Raw genomic sequence first — 16,748 nt, 5'->3', positions numbered from 1 at the left:
TTCATGACCATCCAGACCGACGATTTCGCCCCCGCACCGCCCCGCGTGGTGTCCGCCGCCCCGGCTTCGCCCCAGGAAGAGGCGATCGAGCGGGCGCTACGCCCCAAGCTGCTCGATGAATACGTCGGCCAGGCCAAGGTGCGCGAGCAGCTCGAAATCTTCATCGGCGCGGCGCGCAAGCGCAAGGAAGCGCTCGACCACGTGCTGCTGTTCGGCCCGCCCGGCCTCGGCAAGACCACGCTGTCGCACATCATCGCGGCCGAGCTGGGCGTGAACCTGCGCCAGACCTCCGGCCCCGTGCTCGAAAAGCCCAAGGACCTGGCGGCGCTGCTGACCAACCTGGAGCCCAACGATGTGCTCTTCATCGACGAGATCCACCGCCTGAGCCCCGTGGTCGAGGAAATCCTCTACCCGGCCCTGGAGGACTACCAGATCGACATCATGATCGGCGAAGGCCCCGCGGCGCGCAGCATCAAGCTCGACCTGCAGCCCTTCACGCTGGTGGGCGCCACCACGCGTGCCGGCATGCTCACCAACCCGCTGCGCGACCGCTTCGGCATCGTGGCCCGGCTGGAGTTCTACACGCCTGAAGAACTGGCGCTCATCGTGCGGCGCAGCGCCGGGCTGCTCAAGGTCGAGACCGATGAAGCCGGCGGTTTCGAGATTGCGCGCCGTTCGCGCGGCACGCCCCGCATTGCCAATCGCCTGCTGCGCCGCGTGCGCGACTACGCCGAGGTGAAGGGCACCGGCCGCATCACCGAAGAGATTGCGCACAAGGCGCTCGCCATGCTGGACGTCGATCCGCAGGGCTTCGACCTGATGGACCGCAAGCTGCTCGAAGCCGTCATCCACCGTTTCGACGGCGGGCCGGTGGGGCTGGACAACGTGGCGGCCAGCATCGGCGAAGAGCCGGGCACCATCGAGGACGTGATCGAGCCGTACCTCATTCAGCAGGGCTACCTGCAGCGCACCCCGCGCGGGCGCATCGCCACGCTGGCGGCCTACCGCCACCTGGGCGTGACGCCGCCTTCGAGCCGCTCCGACGGACAAGACCTTTTCGGAATCTGAGTTTTACCCCAATGCATACCCATGACCTGAGTGCCTGGCAGCACGACCACCACTTTGGCGCGGGCAACGAATCGGCCGAGCGCAGCACCCGCCTCGTGATGTGGATCACCGTCGCCGCCATGGTGGTCGAGATCGGCGCCGGCTGGTGGTTCAACTCCATGGCTTTGCTGGCCGACGGCTGGCACATGAGTTCGCATGCGCTGGCGATCGGCCTGAGCGCCTTTGCCTATGCGGCGGCACGGCGCTACGCGCATGATCCGCGCTTTGCGTTCGGCACCTGGAAGATCGAGGTGCTGGGCGGCTTTGCGAGCGCGCTGATGCTGCTCGGGGTTGCGGCGCTGATGGTGGTGGGCTCCATCGAACGGCTGCTCTCGCCTTCGGCCATCCACTACCGCGAAGCCGTGGCCGTGGCCGTGCTGGGGCTGGTGGTCAACCTTGTGTGTGCGCGGCTGCTCGGATCGGCGCACCACCACGGGCACGGGCACGACCATGGCCATGCACACGGCCCTCACGGTCACGACCTGAATTTGCGTTCCGCCTACCTTCACGTGGTGGCCGACGCCGCCACCTCGGTGCTCGCCATTGCGGCGCTGCTGGGCGGCTGGTTCTTCGGCTGGGCCTGGCTCGACCCCATGATGGGCATCGTCGGTGCGGTGCTGGTGTCTGTGTGGGCCAAGGGGCTGCTCAAGGAAACCGGCCGCGTGTTGCTCGACCGCGAAATGGATCATCCCGTCACGGCCGAAATCCGCGAAGGCGTGGAGACCATGCTGGCCGATTCCGAGACGCGCGTGGTCGACCTGCACGTGTGGCGCGTGGGCCGAGAGGCCTATGCCTGTGCGCTCACCGTGGTGACGCATTCCCCCACGCTCTCGGCCGACGAGGTGCGCGCTTGCTTCTCGATGCACGAGGAAATCCGCCACTCGACCGTGGAAATCCAGCGCTGCACAACTTGAGTTGACTGCGGCGCGTGGCGTCCTGGCCACGCGTCACCGGAGTGTCATGGGAAAGCCATCGCGCCGTCACGCGGCGGTGGGAGCCTACCCGTCCATGCAACGCGACGATGCTTTCCTCCGCGCATGGCGCGACACCGCGACCCGGGCCCCCGAGCCGGAGGACGACGATCTTGCGCGCCCGCCGCTGCGCTATCGCACCCTCTGGATCTCCGATTTGCACCTGGGCACGCCCGGTTGCCAGGCCCGCGCCCTGCTCGACTTTCTGAAGCACACGGAGTGCGAAACCCTGTTCCTGGTCGGCGACATCATCGACGGCTGGCAGCTCAAGCGCCACTGGTACTGGCCGCAGGCGCACAACGACGTGATCCAGAAGCTGTTGCGCAAGGCGCGCAAGGGCACCCGCGTGATCTTCATTCCGGGCAACCACGACGAATTTGCCCGCAAGTACCTGCACCACAACTTCGGCGGTATCGACGTGGCGGAGGAATGGATCCATGAGACGGCAGACGGCCGCAAGCTCTGGATCATTCATGGCGACCTGTTCGACGGCGTGATCCAGTGCGCCAAGTGGCTCGCGCACGTGGGCGATTCGCTCTACGAGTTCACGCTCAAGCTCAATCGGCACCTCAACTCGCTGCGCGCGCGCCTGGGGCTGCCGTACTGGTCGCTTTCCAAGTACCTCAAGGGCAAGGTCAAGCGTGCCGTGAGCTACGTGGGCGACTTCGAGAACGCCGTGGCGCGCGAAGCCCGCAAGCGCGGCGTGCAGGGCGTGGTCTGCGGCCACATCCACCATGCCGAAATGCGCGACATCGACGGCATCCTCTATTGCAACGACGGCGACTGGGTCGAAAGCCTCACGGCCTTGGCCGAGCATGCCGACGGCACGCTGGAGATCATCGACTGGGCGCAGCACATGCCGGTGCCCGCCAAGGCCGGCGCACAGCGGGGCGAAGCGGTCGCAGCCTGAACAGCAGGGGCGGCTCAGTGGCCTCGCGGCGGGCTCTTGGCCGGATGATCGCCGAGGTGTTGTTGCCGCCAGGTGTCGTAGTGCCGCAGCATGGTCTTGCCCACTTCGTCCATCCACAGCCACCAGGCCAGCGCAACGTTCTCTGCGCCGTTGGGTTCAGCAAGCGGGTCGGCCGGCGGTGCGGCCGGCGGTGCGGCATGTGCCAGCGGGTCTGGCAGTTCGTAGTCGCACAGCCGCTCGACGCTGGCGTGCGAGAAATTCGTAGCGACAAGGCTCAAGGTTGCTCTCCTTCGAGTGGCGCGTTCTGGGGCGCCTAAGAACAACTCCCGTAACGAATTGGAACAGCAAACAAGGGATGCGGCGCCTCGGGCAATCCCGGATGAAAACAAAAGAGTTCAAAAAATCGAGGTTGAGCAGCCGCGGTATCGACAGCTCTCCAGTGCGCCTTGCGCCGTCCGCTCAGCGCCGCATGGTGTCGAGTTGCGTCACTGGCGGGCTGTCGTTGCCCCATGAGCCGCGGATGAAGGTGAGCACCGCGGCCACGTCGGCCGCGTCCAGCAGATGCCCGAACGGCGGCATGCCGTAAGGCCGCGGGTTGCCTTCGGTGGAGGGCAGGTAGCCTCCGTGCGCGATCACCTGGATCAGGTTTGCCGTCTGCGCCATGTTCACGGCGCGGTTGCCCGCCAACGGCGGAAACGCCCCCGGCACTCCCTGGCCCTGGTCGCCATGGCAATAGGCACAACGCTGGTCGTAGATCTTTGCGCCGCGCACCATGGTGCCGGCGTCCCTGCGCACGGCGATGGCAGGACGCACGGACGCGCCAGACGCCGGAGCCGGCGCGCCGGGCAGGTCTTTCAAATAGCTTGCCATCGCGGCCAGGTCGGCTTCGCTCAGGTACTGCGTGCTGCGAAACACCACGTCGGCCATCGGCCCCATGACAGAGCCGCGCGGTGCGATGCCGCTCTTGAGCAGCGCGACCACTTCGGCCGTGGGCCAGTCGGCCACGCCCGCCTCGTGCGGATCGGCAAGCGAAGGCGCATACCAGTTCTCAACTGCGATCAACCCGCCCGAAAGGCCGAGTTGGGTCTGCGTTGCGCCCAGCGAATCGCGAGGGCCATGGCAGGCGATGCAATGGCCCAGCCCGCCGACCAGATACGCGCCGCGATTCCATTCGGCGGGCTTGCCGGCGTTCGCGACGAAGCTCTCGGGCTTGAAGGAAAGGGCCCGCCACACCGCCAGCGCGGCCTGCGTGTCGTAGGGAAAGCGCAGCCGGTGCGCCAAGTTGGGCACCTGGGCGGGCGGCACGCTGCGCAGGAACGCGTAGATGGCGTCCGAATCTTCACGCGTGACCTGCGTGAAGTTGGGATACGGGAACGCGGGATACAAAAGCCGGCCGTCCTTGCTGCGGCCGTTGTGCATGGCCCGCCAGAAATGCGCGCTGCTCCAGCCGCCGATGCCGGATTTGTCATCGGGCGTCAGGTTGCTCGAATACACGGTGCCAAATGGCGTCTCGATCGGCAGGCCGCCGGCATAGGGCTGGCCGCCCCGCGTGGTGTGGCAGCCGGCGCAGTTGCCGGCCAGCGCAAGATAGCGCCCGTGCTCGACCTGCTGGGGCGTGGCGTTGAAGGTTTCGGCGTGTTCGGGCAGCGGGTCTTCGCCGCGCAGGTTCAGCGCCACGATACCGCCGGCCGCGCCGCCGAGCAGCAGCACCAGAACCAGCAGCGTCCAGCCGAGATATCGCATCTTCTTCATGGCCGCCTCACTTCGGCATGCCGCCGCACGCGATCGGCAGCGCTGCGGGCAAAGATGACACGGGCTTCGGGTCGGCCGGCATGGGCTGCACTGCAAGCCAGCTGGCCACGGCGTTGATGTCGGCGGTGGTCATGCGGCGGCCGATCTCGGCCATGCAGTCGGGTGCGAGCGCATGCCGCTCGCTGGTAAGCCACGCGCCGAGCTGCGAAGAAACGTAAAGGCGAGGCAACCCGAGCAGCCCCGGAATGGTCGGCTGCACGCCGGTGAGCGCAGCGCCGTGGCATTGCACGCAGGCCGGAATGCGGCGGGCCGCATCGCCTTCGAGCGCCAGTTGGCGGCCGCGCGCCATCTGCGCGGGCGTTGCATCGCTCGCGGCCGAGACGGGCGGGTAGGGCAGGTCCAGGCCCGCAAAGTATTCGGCCATTTCCATCAGGTACGCATCGGAGAGGTGCTGCACCATGTAGGTCATGTCGGCATTGAAGCGCCGGCCGTCGCGAAAGCTCCGCAGCTGGTTGAACAGATAACCCGCGGGTTTGCCGGACAGGCGCGGAAAGTAGCCGGCATTGGTGGTGGCGCCTTCGCGTCCGTGGCAGGCAATGCAGGCGGCCACGCGCTGCTCGATGCCACCCGCCGCCATGGCAGCCCCGTGGCCGCCGAGCAGCAACAGCAATGCGATTCCTGCAAGGCTTGCGAAAAAGTGGCGCACGGTCTTCATCACGTGCCGGCCGCAAAGTGCGCAAGCGCCAGCAGCCCCGCAATGAGCAGCAGCACCGTGACCAGCGCCACGCCGATCAGCGGCAGCACGCCGACCTGCTCGGTGCGCCGTTCGGCATCCGCGCGGCGGCCACCCAGCCCGATGAAACTCCAGAGAACAGCGCGTACCGCGCGCATGAGATTGACCATGCACCGACTGTGCCGCAATCGCACGCAAAAAAACAGATGCAGTTCTGGATCAAACCACCAGTGCAGATACAGTCCCCTAGATGAAAGCAGCCCCGCGATGAAGCGCTACGAAGCCCTTGCCGCCGATATCGAGACATCGATTCGCCAAGGCACGCTGAAGACCGGCGACCGCCTGCCTTCGGTGCGGCAGACCGGCGAGAGCCGGGGCGTGAGCGCGTCCACCGTGTTCCAGGCGTATTACCTGCTGGAAGCGCGCGGACTGGTGCGTGCGCGCGACCGCTCGGGCTACTACGTCACGGCCGGCGGGCTGCGCGATGCCCCGCCCGAGGCCAATCTCACTTCGCGCCCGGCCGAGGGGCCAAAGTCGCTCGACGTGAGCGGCCACGTGTTCGACATCCTCGAAGCCAGCATGTCGCGCAAGGTGGTTCCTTTCGGCTCGGCGTTTCCGAGCCCGCTGCTGTTTCCGCTCGCGCGGCTGGGCCAGTTCATGGCCGCCAGCGCCAAGTCGCTCGACCCGTGGAGCACGGTGGACGACCTGACGCCCGGCAGCGCGGCACTGCGCCGGCAGATCGCACTGCGCTACCTTGGCGACGCCATGCAGGTGCCGGCCGATGAAATCGTCGTCACCAACGGCGCGCTGGAGGCGCTCAACCTGTGCCTTGCGGCGGTTACGCGGCCTGGCGATTCGGTGATCGTCGAATCGCCCACCTTCTATGCGGCCCTGCAGGCGCTGGAGCGCATGGGCCTGCGCGCGATCGAGGTGCCGACGCATCCTGGCGAAGGCATCGATCTCGACGCGCTGGAGCTCGCCATTGCGGCCCACCGGCCCAAGGCCTGCTGGCTGATGACGACCTTCCAGAACCCGCTCGGCAGCCTGATGCCCGAGGCGAAGAAGAAGGCGCTGGTCGAACTGCTCGCGCGGCACGCGCTGCCGCTGATCGAAGACGACGTGTACGCAGAGCTCTATTTCGGCGACCGGCGCCCGCCTCCGGCCAAGGCCTTCGACACGCAGGGCCTCGTGCTGCATTGCTCTTCATTCTCGAAGTGCCTGGCACCGGGCTACCGCATCGGGTGGGTGTCGGCAGGGCGCTTTGCGCGCTCGGTGGCGCGGCTGAAGCTGACCACCACGCTCAGCACTTCGGTGCCTGCGCAGCTCGCGCTGGCCAGCTATCTGGAGAAGGGCGGCCTCGACAAGCACCTGCGCAAGCTCCGTCAGACTTTGGCCGTGCAACAGGCGAGCTTTGCGCAAGCTGTGGGCCACTACTTTCCGGCGGGCACGCGGGCCACGCGGCCGCTTGGCGGGTACTTCATGTGGGTCGAGTTGCCGGCGCACGTGAATGCGCTCGACATTCATAGCCAGGCGCTGGAGCTTGGCATCAGCGTGGCGCCGGGGCCGATCTTTTCGGCGACCCGCGGCTTTGCGCATTGCCTGCGCCTGAACTACGGCCATGCGTGGGACGCGCAGGCCGAAAAGGCGATGCAAACCTTGGGGCATTTGGTGGCCAAGGCAGCGGCCGAAGGCCCGGTGCGCGAGAAAATCGCGCCGTGACGCTCGATCTTTTTTCCGATGCTCCAGATGCCGACCTGCCGCGCGGCAGAGAGGCCATCGGCCCGGGCGCATTCGTGCTGCGTGGATTCGCGTTGCCCTTCGTGGACGAACTTCTGCCGGCATTGAACGAGGTCGAACAGCGCGCCGCATTCCGGCACCTCGTGACGCCGGGCGGCCTCACCATGTCCGTGGCGATGACCAACTGTGGCCGCCTCGGCTGGATCTCGGACCGGCGCGGCTACCGCTACGGCGAACTCGATCCCGAGACCGGCCGGCCCTGGCCACCGATGCCCGCCGTGTTCGAGCACCTGGCGCAAGCCGCCGCCGCCGAAGCGGGGTACGAAGGCTTCGCGCCGGACGCCTGCCTGGTCAACCGCTACGAGCCCGGCACGCGGCTGTCGCTGCACCAGGACAAGGACGAGCGCGACTATGGCGCGCCCATCGTCTCGGTTTCGCTCGGCATGCCCGCCACGTTTCTTTTCGGCGGGCTCGCGCGCGGCGACAAGGCCGCTCGCATTCCACTCGGGCACGGCGATGTCGTCGTCTGGGGCGGGCCGGACCGGCTGCGCTACCACGGCGTGCTGCCGCTCGCAGACCGGCCGCATGCGCTGCTCGGCAGCCGGCGCATCAACCTCACTTTCCGCAAGGCGGGCTGAGCGGGGGTAAGGAGGGCCGCTAGCTTTTGGGACCTGCCGGCAGGCTTTTCAGGTACAGGTGCAGCGCGCGCACGTCGGTGTCGTTCATCTCGCGGAGCGATTCGAAGGGCATGACCTTCACCGCCGACCCGTCGGGCCGCTTGCCGGTCTTGAACAGCGCCAGCATCGCGTCCGCATCCGGATAGCGCACCATGGCGCTTCCTTCGCCCGGCGTCAGGTTGGAGGCTGCAGGCCATTCCGGCGGACCTCCGGGAATCTTGCCGCCGCTGAGCTTCGCGCCGTGGCAGCCGATGCACATGTTGGCCACATACGCGCCGTGCTTCACGGTCACGCTTTCGGGCACGGGCTGTTCGGGCGGCCGGGTGTGGTCGATCTTTGCCGCGGCATCCTCCATCCAGCCAAATCCGTAGAGGGCCCGCACCGGCAGCGGCAGTTCGACCACTGCGCCTGCACCGCTCGCAGGTTCCTTGAAGCGCAGGTAGGCCACCAGCGACGCGAGGTCGTCGTCGGTCCAGCGGTTGTAGTCCTCGCTGGGCATCACCATGAGCGGCCGGCCGCTGCGCGAGACGCCATGCCGGATGGCACGCACCCAGTCCACCGGGGTGTAGCCCGCCACCACGCTGCCCGGCCCCGGGCTGATGTTCGGCCCCGCAATGCGCATCCCGTTGCCGTCGTCCAGGAACGTGCGGCCGTTGGCCGCTGCACCGTGGCAGTCGACGCAGCCGCGGGACGCATACAGGTAGCGCCCCCGCTCGAGCGCTGCGCTGTCGCTCGCACTGCGGAAGGCGACGGGCTGCACCGCGACTTCGACCGTACGCCGCATCTTGCGCGTTGCAAGCTCGTTTCCGACCCACAGCGCCGCGGCCGCAACGGCAACCAGAATGGCCACGAGCACTGCCGCGCGCCTTGCCCATTTGACGCCGGCACTCATGCGAGCCTCCGGAGCGGGTGTGCGGAACGGCGCAGTGCAAAGGCCTGCGGGCGAGGGCGGGGATCGGATTGCATGGCAAACTCTCGTTATTGCATGAGTGGATCAAAAATGAACATTGCGTTCAAAAATGGATAGTACGATCGGCTTCATGGCACCGTCCATACCACTTCCGGCCGCCCTGGCCGAAAGTCTTGTGGCGCCCCGGCCGGGCCTCTTGAAGCGCGAGCGCACGCGGCTGCAGCTGGTGCAGGCCGCCATCAAGGTATTCAGCGCACGCGGTTACGCGGCGGCCACCATGCTGGAGGTTGCGGCGGTGGCTGGCATGACGACCGGCACCGTCTACAACCACTTCAAAACCAAGGATGAGCTGGCCGGCGCCGTGGCGCTGTGGCTAGCGGAAACGCTGTGCCAACGCATCTCGGACAGCCAGGCCGGCGTGGCCGAGGGGGCGCAGCGCATGGCGATCGGTATCCAGCGCTACATCTGGCTCGCGCACGAAAGCCCCGCATGGGCGCTGCTGATGCTGGATGTCGCCGCGGCGGCGCCCTCGCTGCTGCTCGAGATCCAGCACTACGCGCTGGCCGACATGCGCCTTGGCATCAAGCAGAAGAGCTTTCGGGTGCCGAGCGAAGCGGCTGCCATGGACGTGTTGAACGGCGCCGTGACCCAGGCCATGCGCAGCGTGGCGATGGGGGGCTTGCCCGCCACTCATGGGCGAGAAGTGGCAACCTGCCTGCTGCGGGCATTCGGCATGGAACCAACCGCGGCCAAGCAGGTGGCCTATCGTCCCCTGCCGCCTTTTCCGGCGCTGGCCGATGCGCCAGTCAAGGCCCCGGTCAAGGCGCCGGGGCGCGCCAAGCAGCCGCGCAAGTCCAACGGATGACTTGTCCCGTTTTTCTGTGCACAACTCTGTGGGTTGTCTGAGGACCCGGGTCGCCGGAACAAGCACTGGCGCGGGTTTGCACCACATTGCCCGCTGAACGGGCACCGGGCCCGGCAGTGGAAAAAACGGGGGCGAAAAGGGCGGAACCGGCACGCCGCGGAAAACAAAAAAGCCTTGCAAGTCGTTGACCTGCAAGGCTTTTAATGATCTTGGTGGCTCTTCACGGATTCGAACCGCGGACCTGTGGATTATGATTCCATCGCTCTAACCGACTGAGCTAAAGAGCCGTTCGGCACAGTTTTGTGCCGAGCCCAAGATTATAGCGCAGGCTGCGGGCCTTCGATCAAGCTCCGGCAAGCCGAATGCGGTGTCTTTTTTGCGACGCCCAACCCCGAAGCCGGCTGCCGCCCGTACAAGCCCGGGTGAGAATCCTCCGATGTCCGCGCTCCCCCGCGCCCCTTCCGCCAAAGCCGCCACCGAACGCGACGCCATGCCCGACGACCAGTTGATGCTGGCCTACGCGCGCGGCGACGGCGCCGCGTTCGACGTGCTCTACGCGCGCCACGAGGGCGGGCTGTTCCGCTTCGTCAAGCGGCTGCTGGGCGCGCGGCTGGCGGCGCAGGCCGACGAGGTGTTCCAGGACACCTGGGTGCGCATCATTTCCGCGCGCGACAGCTTTTCGCCGCAAGGCGCCGCCTGGCGAACCTGGGCTTTCACCATCGCGCACAACCTGGCCATGGACCGGTTGCGCGTGAGCGGCCGAGAAGTGGCGCTCGACCCCCATCCGGACGACGGCGACGATGCCGTGCCCACGCTCGACCGTGGCGTGCGCGGCGCGGGCGATGCCGCGGCGCATCCTTCGGCCGAGGAGCTCGCGTTCTGGCGCGCCGCCGGCCGCCGATTGTTGGCCTGCCTTGACGAACTGCCGCCCGAGCAGCGCGCCGCATTCCTGCTGCACCATGAAGACGGGCTGACGGTCGAGGCGCTCGCGGCAAGCCTGGAAATCGGATTCGAAACCGTGCGCAGCCGGCTGCGCTACGGGCTGCAGAAACTGCGTGGCTGCATGGAGCGCTATCTGTCGGTGCTGGAGCAACGCGCATGAGCAGCGGCGGCAAGAACAGCAGCGGTTTCGAGAACGGCGGCGACGACGGCGCGTTGCATGACCCGGTGTTGCGCCGCGCCCTTGACCATGCGCCGGACAGCGGCGCGATGCCCGATCCACGCACCCGGGATGCAATCAGGAAGATGGCGCACAACCTGGCGCCCGTTTCCAAGCCGGGGCCGGCGTCCGAAGACAAGGGCGCCGCACCGTGGTGGCGGCGTTTGTTCGGCGCCGGAGAAGCGCATTCCGGCATGCCGTGGAATGCGGCCTTTGCAACCGTGCTCGTGGCCACCTTCGTGACCGTGCTCTGGTACCGCGAGCCGATTCCCGATGCGCGGCTCGATGGAGAGGCGCAGGTCGGCGGAGCCGCGGCGCCGGCGCCTGTGCAGCCTTCTGCGCCCAGTCCCGCAGTTGTCGCTCCGGAGCCGCAAGCACCGGCAGCACGGGAGGCCGCGCCCGTCCAGCCGGCCCCGCAGGCCATCGAACCTGCGCGCGATACCGCGAACGAGGAGTCGGCCAGGAGCAGGGCCGATGGGTTGCGTCGGCCCGCACCGGCGCCGTCCGCCAAGCAGGCCGCGGCCACGCCGGAGATGGGCAGGAAGACGTTGGAGGCGCCGCCGCCCGTGGCTGCCGCGGCGCCTCCAGCACCAGCACCAGCAGCACCACCGCCGTCCGTTGCGGAGCAATCCGCGACCGAGCCCCGGGCGTTCCCGCGCGCGGAGGACCGCCGTTCAACCGAATCGGAAAGCGACCGCCCGAGCGGCGCCATTGGTGGCGCGCCCGCGATTGCATCCGCTCCACCCGCCGCGCCCATGGCCCTGCCAGGCCCGCCATCAGTTCAGCGCGAATCTGCGGACAGCAGCGCGCCGGCGTTGTCCGCACAACGCAATGCCAATACCGAGTCTTCCCCCGCCATGCGCCAGGCACCCGCTCCGCGCGCAGCAGCCGCCGCCAAGGGTGCAAGCCCGCAAGGCGATACGTCGCAGTTCTCGGCGCTGGACGGCTGGACGTCCTTCAACTACGTGCGCGCCGGGCAAGCCGTGCGCCATGCACGCGGCGACGTCGAAGGACTGGCGGCATCGGTGAATTCGGTGGCGCGTTCGGCCACGGTTCCTGGCGGCGACCTGGCGGCGCCGGTCGAGGCGCGCCTGGAGCTCTATCGCGGCACGGCCCTGCTTGCCGTGCTCGAGATCGCGGGCGACCAGGTGCGATGGACGCCGCAAACGGGCGGCCGTCCATCGGTCGGCACGCCGCCAGCATCGGCGCTCGCTGCGCTGCGGGCGCTGCTCGCGCGGCAATAGCAGGCAAGCTGGCGCTGCAGCGCCGTCAGGCGTTCTTGAAGTCGGGCTGGCGCTTGTTGAGGAAGGCGTCCATGCCTTCCTTCTGGTCGGCCGTGGCAAACAGCGCGTGGAACAGCCGGCGCTCGAACATCACGCCGTCGGAGAGGCCGCTTTCGAAGGCGCGGTTGACCGACTCCTTGGCCGCCATCACGGCGATCTGCGAGTAGCCGGCAATGATCAGCGCGGCGCCCAGCGCCTCGTCGGCCAGCTTTTCGTAAGGCACCACGCGGCTTACGAGGCCCGCGCGCTCGGCTTCGGCCGCGTCCATCATGCGGGCGGTGAGCGCCATGTCCATCGCCTTGCTCTTGCCCACCGCGCGCGGCAGGCGCTGCGTGCCGCCGGCGCCGGGGATCACGCCGATCTTGATTTCGGGCTGGCCGAACTTGGCGTTGTCGGCCGCGATGATGAAGTCGCACATCATCGCGAGCTCGCAGCCGCCGCCCAGTGCAAAGCCGCTCACGGCCGCGATCACCGGCTTGCGGATCGAGCGGATCGTTTCCCAGTTGCGCGTGATGTAGTCGCCCTTGTAGGTGTCGATGAAGCTGTACTTGGCCATGGCCGCGATGTCGGCGCCGGCCGCAAAGGCGCGTTCGCTGCCCGTCAGGATGATGCAGCCGATGGCATCGTCGGCATCGAAGGCCTTGAGCGCCTGGCCCAACTCGGTCATCAGCGCGTCGTTCAGCGCATTCAGCGCCTTGGGGCGGTTGAGGGTGATGATGCCGACCTTGCCTGCTTCGGTCCGCACTTCGATGTTTTCGTAGCTCATGGTGTCTCCGGGAGAAAGAAAATGCCTCGCTTCACTATACCCAGCATCAGGCGCAGGCGCCTTTGCGGCCACGCTGGGCAAGACTTACTTGAGAATTCGAGCGTCTGTAGTTCAGCGCCGCGCGGGCGCGAGCCAGGCCGCCACTTTTGCCGTGTCGTGCAGGAACAGCCGCCACGTGGTGGCACCTTCCGGCCGCACCAGCGGGAGCCTCAGCAGCTTGCGGTCGCGCGCTACCAGCGCGGTGAAGCGCGTGGCATCGCCCAGGTACAGCGCCAGGTCGTCGAGCTTGGTGATGCGCCAGGCTTGCGCGGGACGTTGCTGCCCTTTCTTGCCGGCGGCCGGCATCTCGATACCGATCCACTCGTCGTTGGCCGAGAAGCCAGCTTTCTCCGCCGTGCCGCCGCGCAGCACCACCTTGACCTGAACGCTGCCGTTGGCTTCGGCCACGCGCATGCCCAATGCCTGTGCCGGCTGCGAGGGGTCTTCGAGTGCGGCCACGCCGTGCGCGCGCAGCAAGTCCGAAAGCGGCAGCTCGTCGGTGGAATGCACCCATTGCGCAATTTCGGCTGCATAAGAGCGGCCGCCCACGGCTTCGAGCGCCGAGGCCATGTCGGCTTCGCTGATCGGGCCGCCGCCGCTTTGCATCCACAGGTGGCGCATCACGTCGTCGAGCGTGCCCCTGCCTTCGCGCCGCAGCGTCAGGTCGAAGCACAGTGCCACGAGCGCGCCCTTGGTGTAGTAGCTGACGGTGCTGTTGGGCGTCTGCTCGTCCTGCCGGTAATACTTGATCCAGGCGTCGAAGCTTGCGTCGGCCACCGGCTGAACCAGCCGGCCGGGGGTCTGCAGCACCTGGTTGATGGTCTTGTTGAGCAGGCGCAAGTAGCCTGCGTCGTCGATGCGGCCGGCGCGGCGCAGCAGCAGGTCGTCGTAGTAGCTGGTAAAGCCCTCGAAGAACCAGAGCAGTTGCGTGTAGTTTTCGCGGCCATAGTCGTAGTGCGCAAACTCAGCCGGGCGCATGCGCTTGACGTTCCAGGTGTGGAAGTACTCGTGGCTGATCAGCCCCATCAGCGTGGTGTAGCCCTCGGGCTGCTTCTTGGCGTTGCGCTGCGGCAGGTCGCGCCGGTTGCAGATCAGCGCCGTGGAGTGCCGGTGCTCGAGGCCGCCATAGCCGTCGTCCACCGCGTTGAGCATGAACACGTAGCGGTCGATGGGCAGCTTGGGCCCGCCGCGCTTGCCGGCCTTGTCGCCATGCCAGAAGCGGATCTCGGCTTCGCAGATGGCCTGCGTGTCGGCAATCAGCCGCTCGCCGTCGAACGAGGCTGCGGCACCCGCAATGACGAAGCGGTGCGGCACGCCGCAGGCCTCGAACTCCGCGCTCCAGAAGGCGCCCATCTCGACCGGGCTGTCGGCCAGCTCGTCGTAGCCGGCGGCCAGGTAGCTGCCGAAGCCGTGCTTGTCGGTTTTCGTCGGAACGAGCGCAGTGGCGCACGACCAGGGCGCATCGTCTGGTGGCAGCGCGGGCGCAACGATGTCCAGCGCATGCGGCGCATCGGTCTGGCCCTCTACCCGCAGGCACAGGCTCGTGCCATTGAAGAAGCCTCGCTCGGCGTCGAGCCAGGCGGTGCGCACCGAGTTGTCGTAGGCGCACACCTGGTAGTGCAGCACCAGCGGTTGCCCCGGCACGCAATCGATCTGCCAGCTGCACTTGTCGAGCTGCGTCAGCACGGGCTTGCGGCGCCCTTGAACGGCGCGCAGGCCCTGCAGGTTCTTGGCGAACTCGCGCACCAGGTAGCTGCCCGGAATCCACACGGGCAGCGTCACGCGCTGCTGCGCGGAGGGCGCGTCGATGGTCAGCGTCACGCTGAAGAGGTGCGCGTGCAAGTCCGCGCATTCGATGCGATAGCGCACCGCGGCGGCCGGCGCAGCCGCTCGCGCGCGCCGAGAAGCGGTCGTCGGCGCGGCCATCAGTTGGTGGACGCGGTGAGTTGCTTTTCGACCTGCTCTGCCGGAATGGCGCCCGGCGTGCGGGTGCCGTCGGTGAAGATCAGAGTGGGCGTGCCGGTGATGTTGTACTTGCGACCGAACTCCACGTTGCGCTGCAGCGCTGTCACGTCACAGCTGCTTGCGGCGGCGGTGGGCTTGACGTTGGCTTCCATCCAGTCGGCCCAGGCCTTGCCCTTGTCCTTGCTGCACCAGATGTCGCGCGACTTGGTGGCCGAATCCGGGCCGAGCACCGGGTAGAGGAACAGGTAGACGGTCACGTTGTCGACAGTCTTCATGTCTTTCTCGAAGCGCTTGCAGTAGCCGCAGTTCGGGTCCTCGAACACCGCGAGCTTGCGCTTGCCGGTGCCGCGCACGATCTTGATCGCGTCCTTCACGGGCAGCTTGTCGAACGAGACCTGGCTGAGCTTCTCGATGCGCTCCTCGGTCAGGTTTTTGCGCGCATTCACGTCGATGAGGTTGCCCTGCAGCAGGTAGTTGCCCTGCTCGTCGGTGTAGTAGATCTGAAAGCCGTTCACGCGCACTTCATAAAGGCCCGGCAGCGGCGACTTGGTGACTTCGTCGATGGCCGGAAACTGCGGAATGCGGGCCTGCAGGTTCTTGCGGATCTCGGCTTCGCCGGCAAGGGCTGTGACGGCCGCACCCAAGGTGCAGGCGGCGAGAAGAAGGTGGCGTGCGAGTTTCATTGAAAGTCCGGTCGATGGATTCATGCCCTCAAGCCCATCGCCTGGTTGGCGATCCAGTGCTTGAGGAGGCGCGTGCGGTCGAAGCCGCGCATGCCCCAGTTGCGCAGCGCGGGCAGGGGCCCCATGCTGTGCGAAAAAAGTTGCTGCAGGCCGTCGGTGGCAAGGCTCATCTGCAGCACGTCGGCGCGGCGGGCGCGCTCGTAGCGGCGCAGCAGGCGCGCATCGCCCACGCTGCGCCAGTACTCGCGCTGCTTGATCACCTCGGCCAGCATGGCCGCATCGGCCAGGCCCAGGTTCAGGCCCTGGCCCGCGAGCGGATGCACCGTGTGGGCGGCGTCACCAGCCAATGCCCACGACTGCGCGGGTTGCAAAGAAGAAGCGCCCTGCGCCGGGTTGGGCATGGCGCCGGTCCAGCGGTCGGCAATGGCGCGCGCGAGCGGCCAGGCGGCGCGTTCGCTCGTGAGTTGCAGCGCGCCCAGGGCGCCTTGGCTGGCCTCGCTCACGGCGGCGTTGAATTCTTCAGTGCTCTGCGCCAGCAGCGCAGGCGCGCGAAGCTGGTCGACCGACCACACCAGCGCGACCGAGCGGCCGTGCACCCCGCCCATCGGCAGCAGCGCCAGCACCTCGCCCTTGTCGTTGAACCACTGGCGTGCCACGCCGTCATGCGACTGCGCCGCTTCGAGCCGCGCGGCAATCGCATGCTGCGGATAGCGCGTCACCGCGTAGCTCACGCCGAGCGCCTCGCGCGTGGTGCTGGCCTTGCCCTCGCACACCACGGTGAGCGGGGCCGGCACAGGGTCGGCCACCACTTCAACCTGGGGCTGGAATCGGACCGCGTCCGCCAGCTGCTTTTCGAGCGCGGGAACATCGACGATCCAGGCCAGCGCCTCGACCTTCTGGCGCACGGCGTTGAACTGCACGCGGCCGCCCTCGTCGCCGTTCACGAGCATTTCGCGCACCGGCGTGGCATGCGCCGCATCCGGCCAGGCGCGCAGCGATTCGAGCAGCTTCTTCGAGGCAGTGTTGAGCGCGTAGGCGCGGATGTCGTCCTTGCCCGCCGTGGCGGGCGGCGCCACCAGCGCAACGCGCACGCGCTCGCGCGCAAGCAGCAGGGCCAACGTCCGGCCGACGATGCCGGCACCGCGTATGCAAACTTCAGGGGGGAGGGCCATCGGCTCATTGTAAGAACTA

The 16,748-nt window shown here is 67.6% G+C and carries 17 protein-coding genes and 1 tRNA gene; 8 read left to right on the top strand and 10 right to left on the bottom strand.

Annotated features, from left to right (window positions below):
- Positions 1-3: 3 nt before the first annotated feature.
- From ruvB to GOQ09_RS22895, 3 genes are all read left to right on the top strand, one after another.
- Positions 4-1,068, top strand: a complete 1,065-nt coding sequence (ruvB, locus tag GOQ09_RS22905; protein ID WP_157616007.1) for a Holliday junction branch migration DNA helicase RuvB — start codon at positions 4-6, stop codon at positions 1,066-1,068.
- A gap of 11 nt (positions 1,069-1,079) precedes the next feature.
- Positions 1,080-2,021, top strand: coding sequence for a CDF family Co(II)/Ni(II) efflux transporter DmeF (gene dmeF, locus GOQ09_RS22900; RefSeq protein ID WP_157616005.1), 942 nt, complete (start codon positions 1,080-1,082; stop codon positions 2,019-2,021).
- Positions 2,022-2,115: 94 nt separating this feature from the next.
- On the top strand, positions 2,116-2,988 hold the full coding sequence (locus GOQ09_RS22895) for a UDP-2,3-diacylglucosamine diphosphatase (RefSeq protein WP_157616003.1): 873 nt from the start codon (positions 2,116-2,118) through the stop codon (positions 2,986-2,988).
- Between the two features lie 14 nt (positions 2,989-3,002).
- Here GOQ09_RS22895 and GOQ09_RS22890 read toward each other — a convergent pair whose 3' ends face one another.
- The 4 genes from GOQ09_RS22890 to GOQ09_RS22875 form a co-directional block, all read right to left on the bottom strand.
- Positions 3,003-3,266 (bottom strand): hypothetical protein, encoded by a 264-nt coding sequence (locus tag GOQ09_RS22890; protein WP_157616001.1) that lies wholly within the window; start codon positions 3,264-3,266, stop codon positions 3,003-3,005.
- Between the two features lie 181 nt (positions 3,267-3,447).
- Positions 3,448-4,731 carry a c-type cytochrome gene (locus GOQ09_RS22885; RefSeq protein WP_157616819.1) on the bottom strand — a complete coding sequence of 428 codons (1,284 nt, stop codon included), beginning with the start codon at positions 4,729-4,731 and terminating at the stop codon, positions 3,448-3,450.
- A gap of 16 nt (positions 4,732-4,747) precedes the next feature.
- A complete protein-coding gene (locus GOQ09_RS22880; protein WP_157616000.1) occupies positions 4,748-5,455 on the bottom strand; it encodes a c-type cytochrome in 708 nt (235 codons plus the stop codon).
- Entirely contained in the window at positions 5,455-5,643 is a 189-nt protein-coding gene (locus tag GOQ09_RS22875; protein WP_157615998.1) for a DUF2970 domain-containing protein, read from the bottom strand. The genes GOQ09_RS22880 and GOQ09_RS22875 overlap by 1 nt, the downstream gene beginning before the upstream one ends.
- Positions 5,644-5,740: 97 nt before the next feature.
- On the opposite strand from GOQ09_RS22875, the gene GOQ09_RS22870 reads away from it, so the two are divergent.
- Together GOQ09_RS22870 and alkB are read left to right on the top strand one after the other, a co-directional pair.
- On the top strand, positions 5,741-7,192 hold the full coding sequence (locus tag GOQ09_RS22870; protein ID WP_157615996.1) for a PLP-dependent aminotransferase family protein: 1,452 nt from the start codon (positions 5,741-5,743) through the stop codon (positions 7,190-7,192).
- Positions 7,189-7,848, top strand: coding sequence for a DNA oxidative demethylase AlkB (alkB, locus tag GOQ09_RS22865; RefSeq protein WP_157615994.1), 660 nt, complete (start codon positions 7,189-7,191; stop codon positions 7,846-7,848). The genes GOQ09_RS22870 and alkB overlap by 4 nt, the downstream gene beginning before the upstream one ends.
- Positions 7,849-7,867: 19 nt before the next feature.
- Here the strand turns inward: alkB and GOQ09_RS22860 are convergent, their stop codons facing one another.
- Positions 7,868-8,779 (bottom strand): c-type cytochrome, encoded by a 912-nt coding sequence (locus GOQ09_RS22860; RefSeq protein WP_157615992.1) that lies wholly within the window; start codon positions 8,777-8,779, stop codon positions 7,868-7,870.
- 127 nt (positions 8,780-8,906) lie between these two features.
- On the opposite strand from GOQ09_RS22860, the gene GOQ09_RS22855 reads away from it, so the two are divergent.
- Positions 8,907-9,662 carry a TetR/AcrR family transcriptional regulator gene (locus GOQ09_RS22855; RefSeq protein WP_157615990.1) on the top strand — a complete coding sequence of 252 codons (756 nt, stop codon included), beginning with the start codon at positions 8,907-8,909 and terminating at the stop codon, positions 9,660-9,662.
- Positions 9,663-9,872: 210 nt separating this feature from the next.
- Here GOQ09_RS22855 and GOQ09_RS22850 read toward each other — a convergent pair.
- A tRNA-Met gene (locus tag GOQ09_RS22850) sits at positions 9,873-9,949 on the bottom strand.
- 149 nt (positions 9,950-10,098) lie between these two features.
- Between GOQ09_RS22850 and GOQ09_RS22845 the strand changes: the two genes are divergently transcribed.
- Positions 10,099-10,764 (top strand): sigma-70 family RNA polymerase sigma factor, encoded by a 666-nt coding sequence (locus tag GOQ09_RS22845; protein ID WP_157615988.1) that lies wholly within the window; start codon positions 10,099-10,101, stop codon positions 10,762-10,764.
- Positions 10,761-12,065: a hypothetical protein gene (locus GOQ09_RS26425; protein ID WP_242630921.1), complete on the top strand. Its 1,305-nt coding sequence runs from the start codon at positions 10,761-10,763 to the stop codon at positions 12,063-12,065. The genes GOQ09_RS22845 and GOQ09_RS26425 overlap by 4 nt, the downstream gene beginning before the upstream one ends.
- A 25-nt stretch (positions 12,066-12,090) precedes the next feature.
- Here the strand turns inward: GOQ09_RS26425 and GOQ09_RS22835 are convergent, their stop codons facing one another.
- The 4 genes from GOQ09_RS22835 to GOQ09_RS22820 form a co-directional block, all read right to left on the bottom strand.
- Positions 12,091-12,870 (bottom strand): enoyl-CoA hydratase, encoded by a 780-nt coding sequence (locus GOQ09_RS22835; RefSeq protein ID WP_157615987.1) that lies wholly within the window; start codon positions 12,868-12,870, stop codon positions 12,091-12,093.
- Between the two features lie 111 nt (positions 12,871-12,981).
- The gene (locus GOQ09_RS22830; RefSeq protein WP_157615986.1) at positions 12,982-14,835 is read right to left on the bottom strand and encodes a M61 family metallopeptidase; all 1,854 of its coding nucleotides are present in this window, start codon (positions 14,833-14,835) and stop codon (positions 12,982-12,984) included.
- Positions 14,835-15,557 carry a DsbC family protein gene (locus tag GOQ09_RS22825; RefSeq protein WP_157615984.1) on the bottom strand — a complete coding sequence of 241 codons (723 nt, stop codon included), beginning with the start codon at positions 15,555-15,557 and terminating at the stop codon, positions 14,835-14,837. Before GOQ09_RS22825 ends, GOQ09_RS22830 begins: the two co-directional genes overlap by 1 nt.
- A gap of 20 nt (positions 15,558-15,577) precedes the next feature.
- Positions 15,578-16,729 (bottom strand): FAD-dependent monooxygenase, encoded by a 1,152-nt coding sequence (locus tag GOQ09_RS22820; RefSeq protein ID WP_157615982.1) that lies wholly within the window; start codon positions 16,727-16,729, stop codon positions 15,578-15,580.
- Between the last annotated feature and the right edge of the window lie 19 nt (positions 16,730-16,748).

The organism is Variovorax paradoxus (assembly GCF_009755665.1).
GTDB lineage: Bacteria > Pseudomonadota > Gammaproteobacteria > Burkholderiales > Burkholderiaceae_C > Variovorax > Variovorax paradoxus_G.
This window is presented reverse-complemented; position numbering and strand designations above follow the sequence as displayed.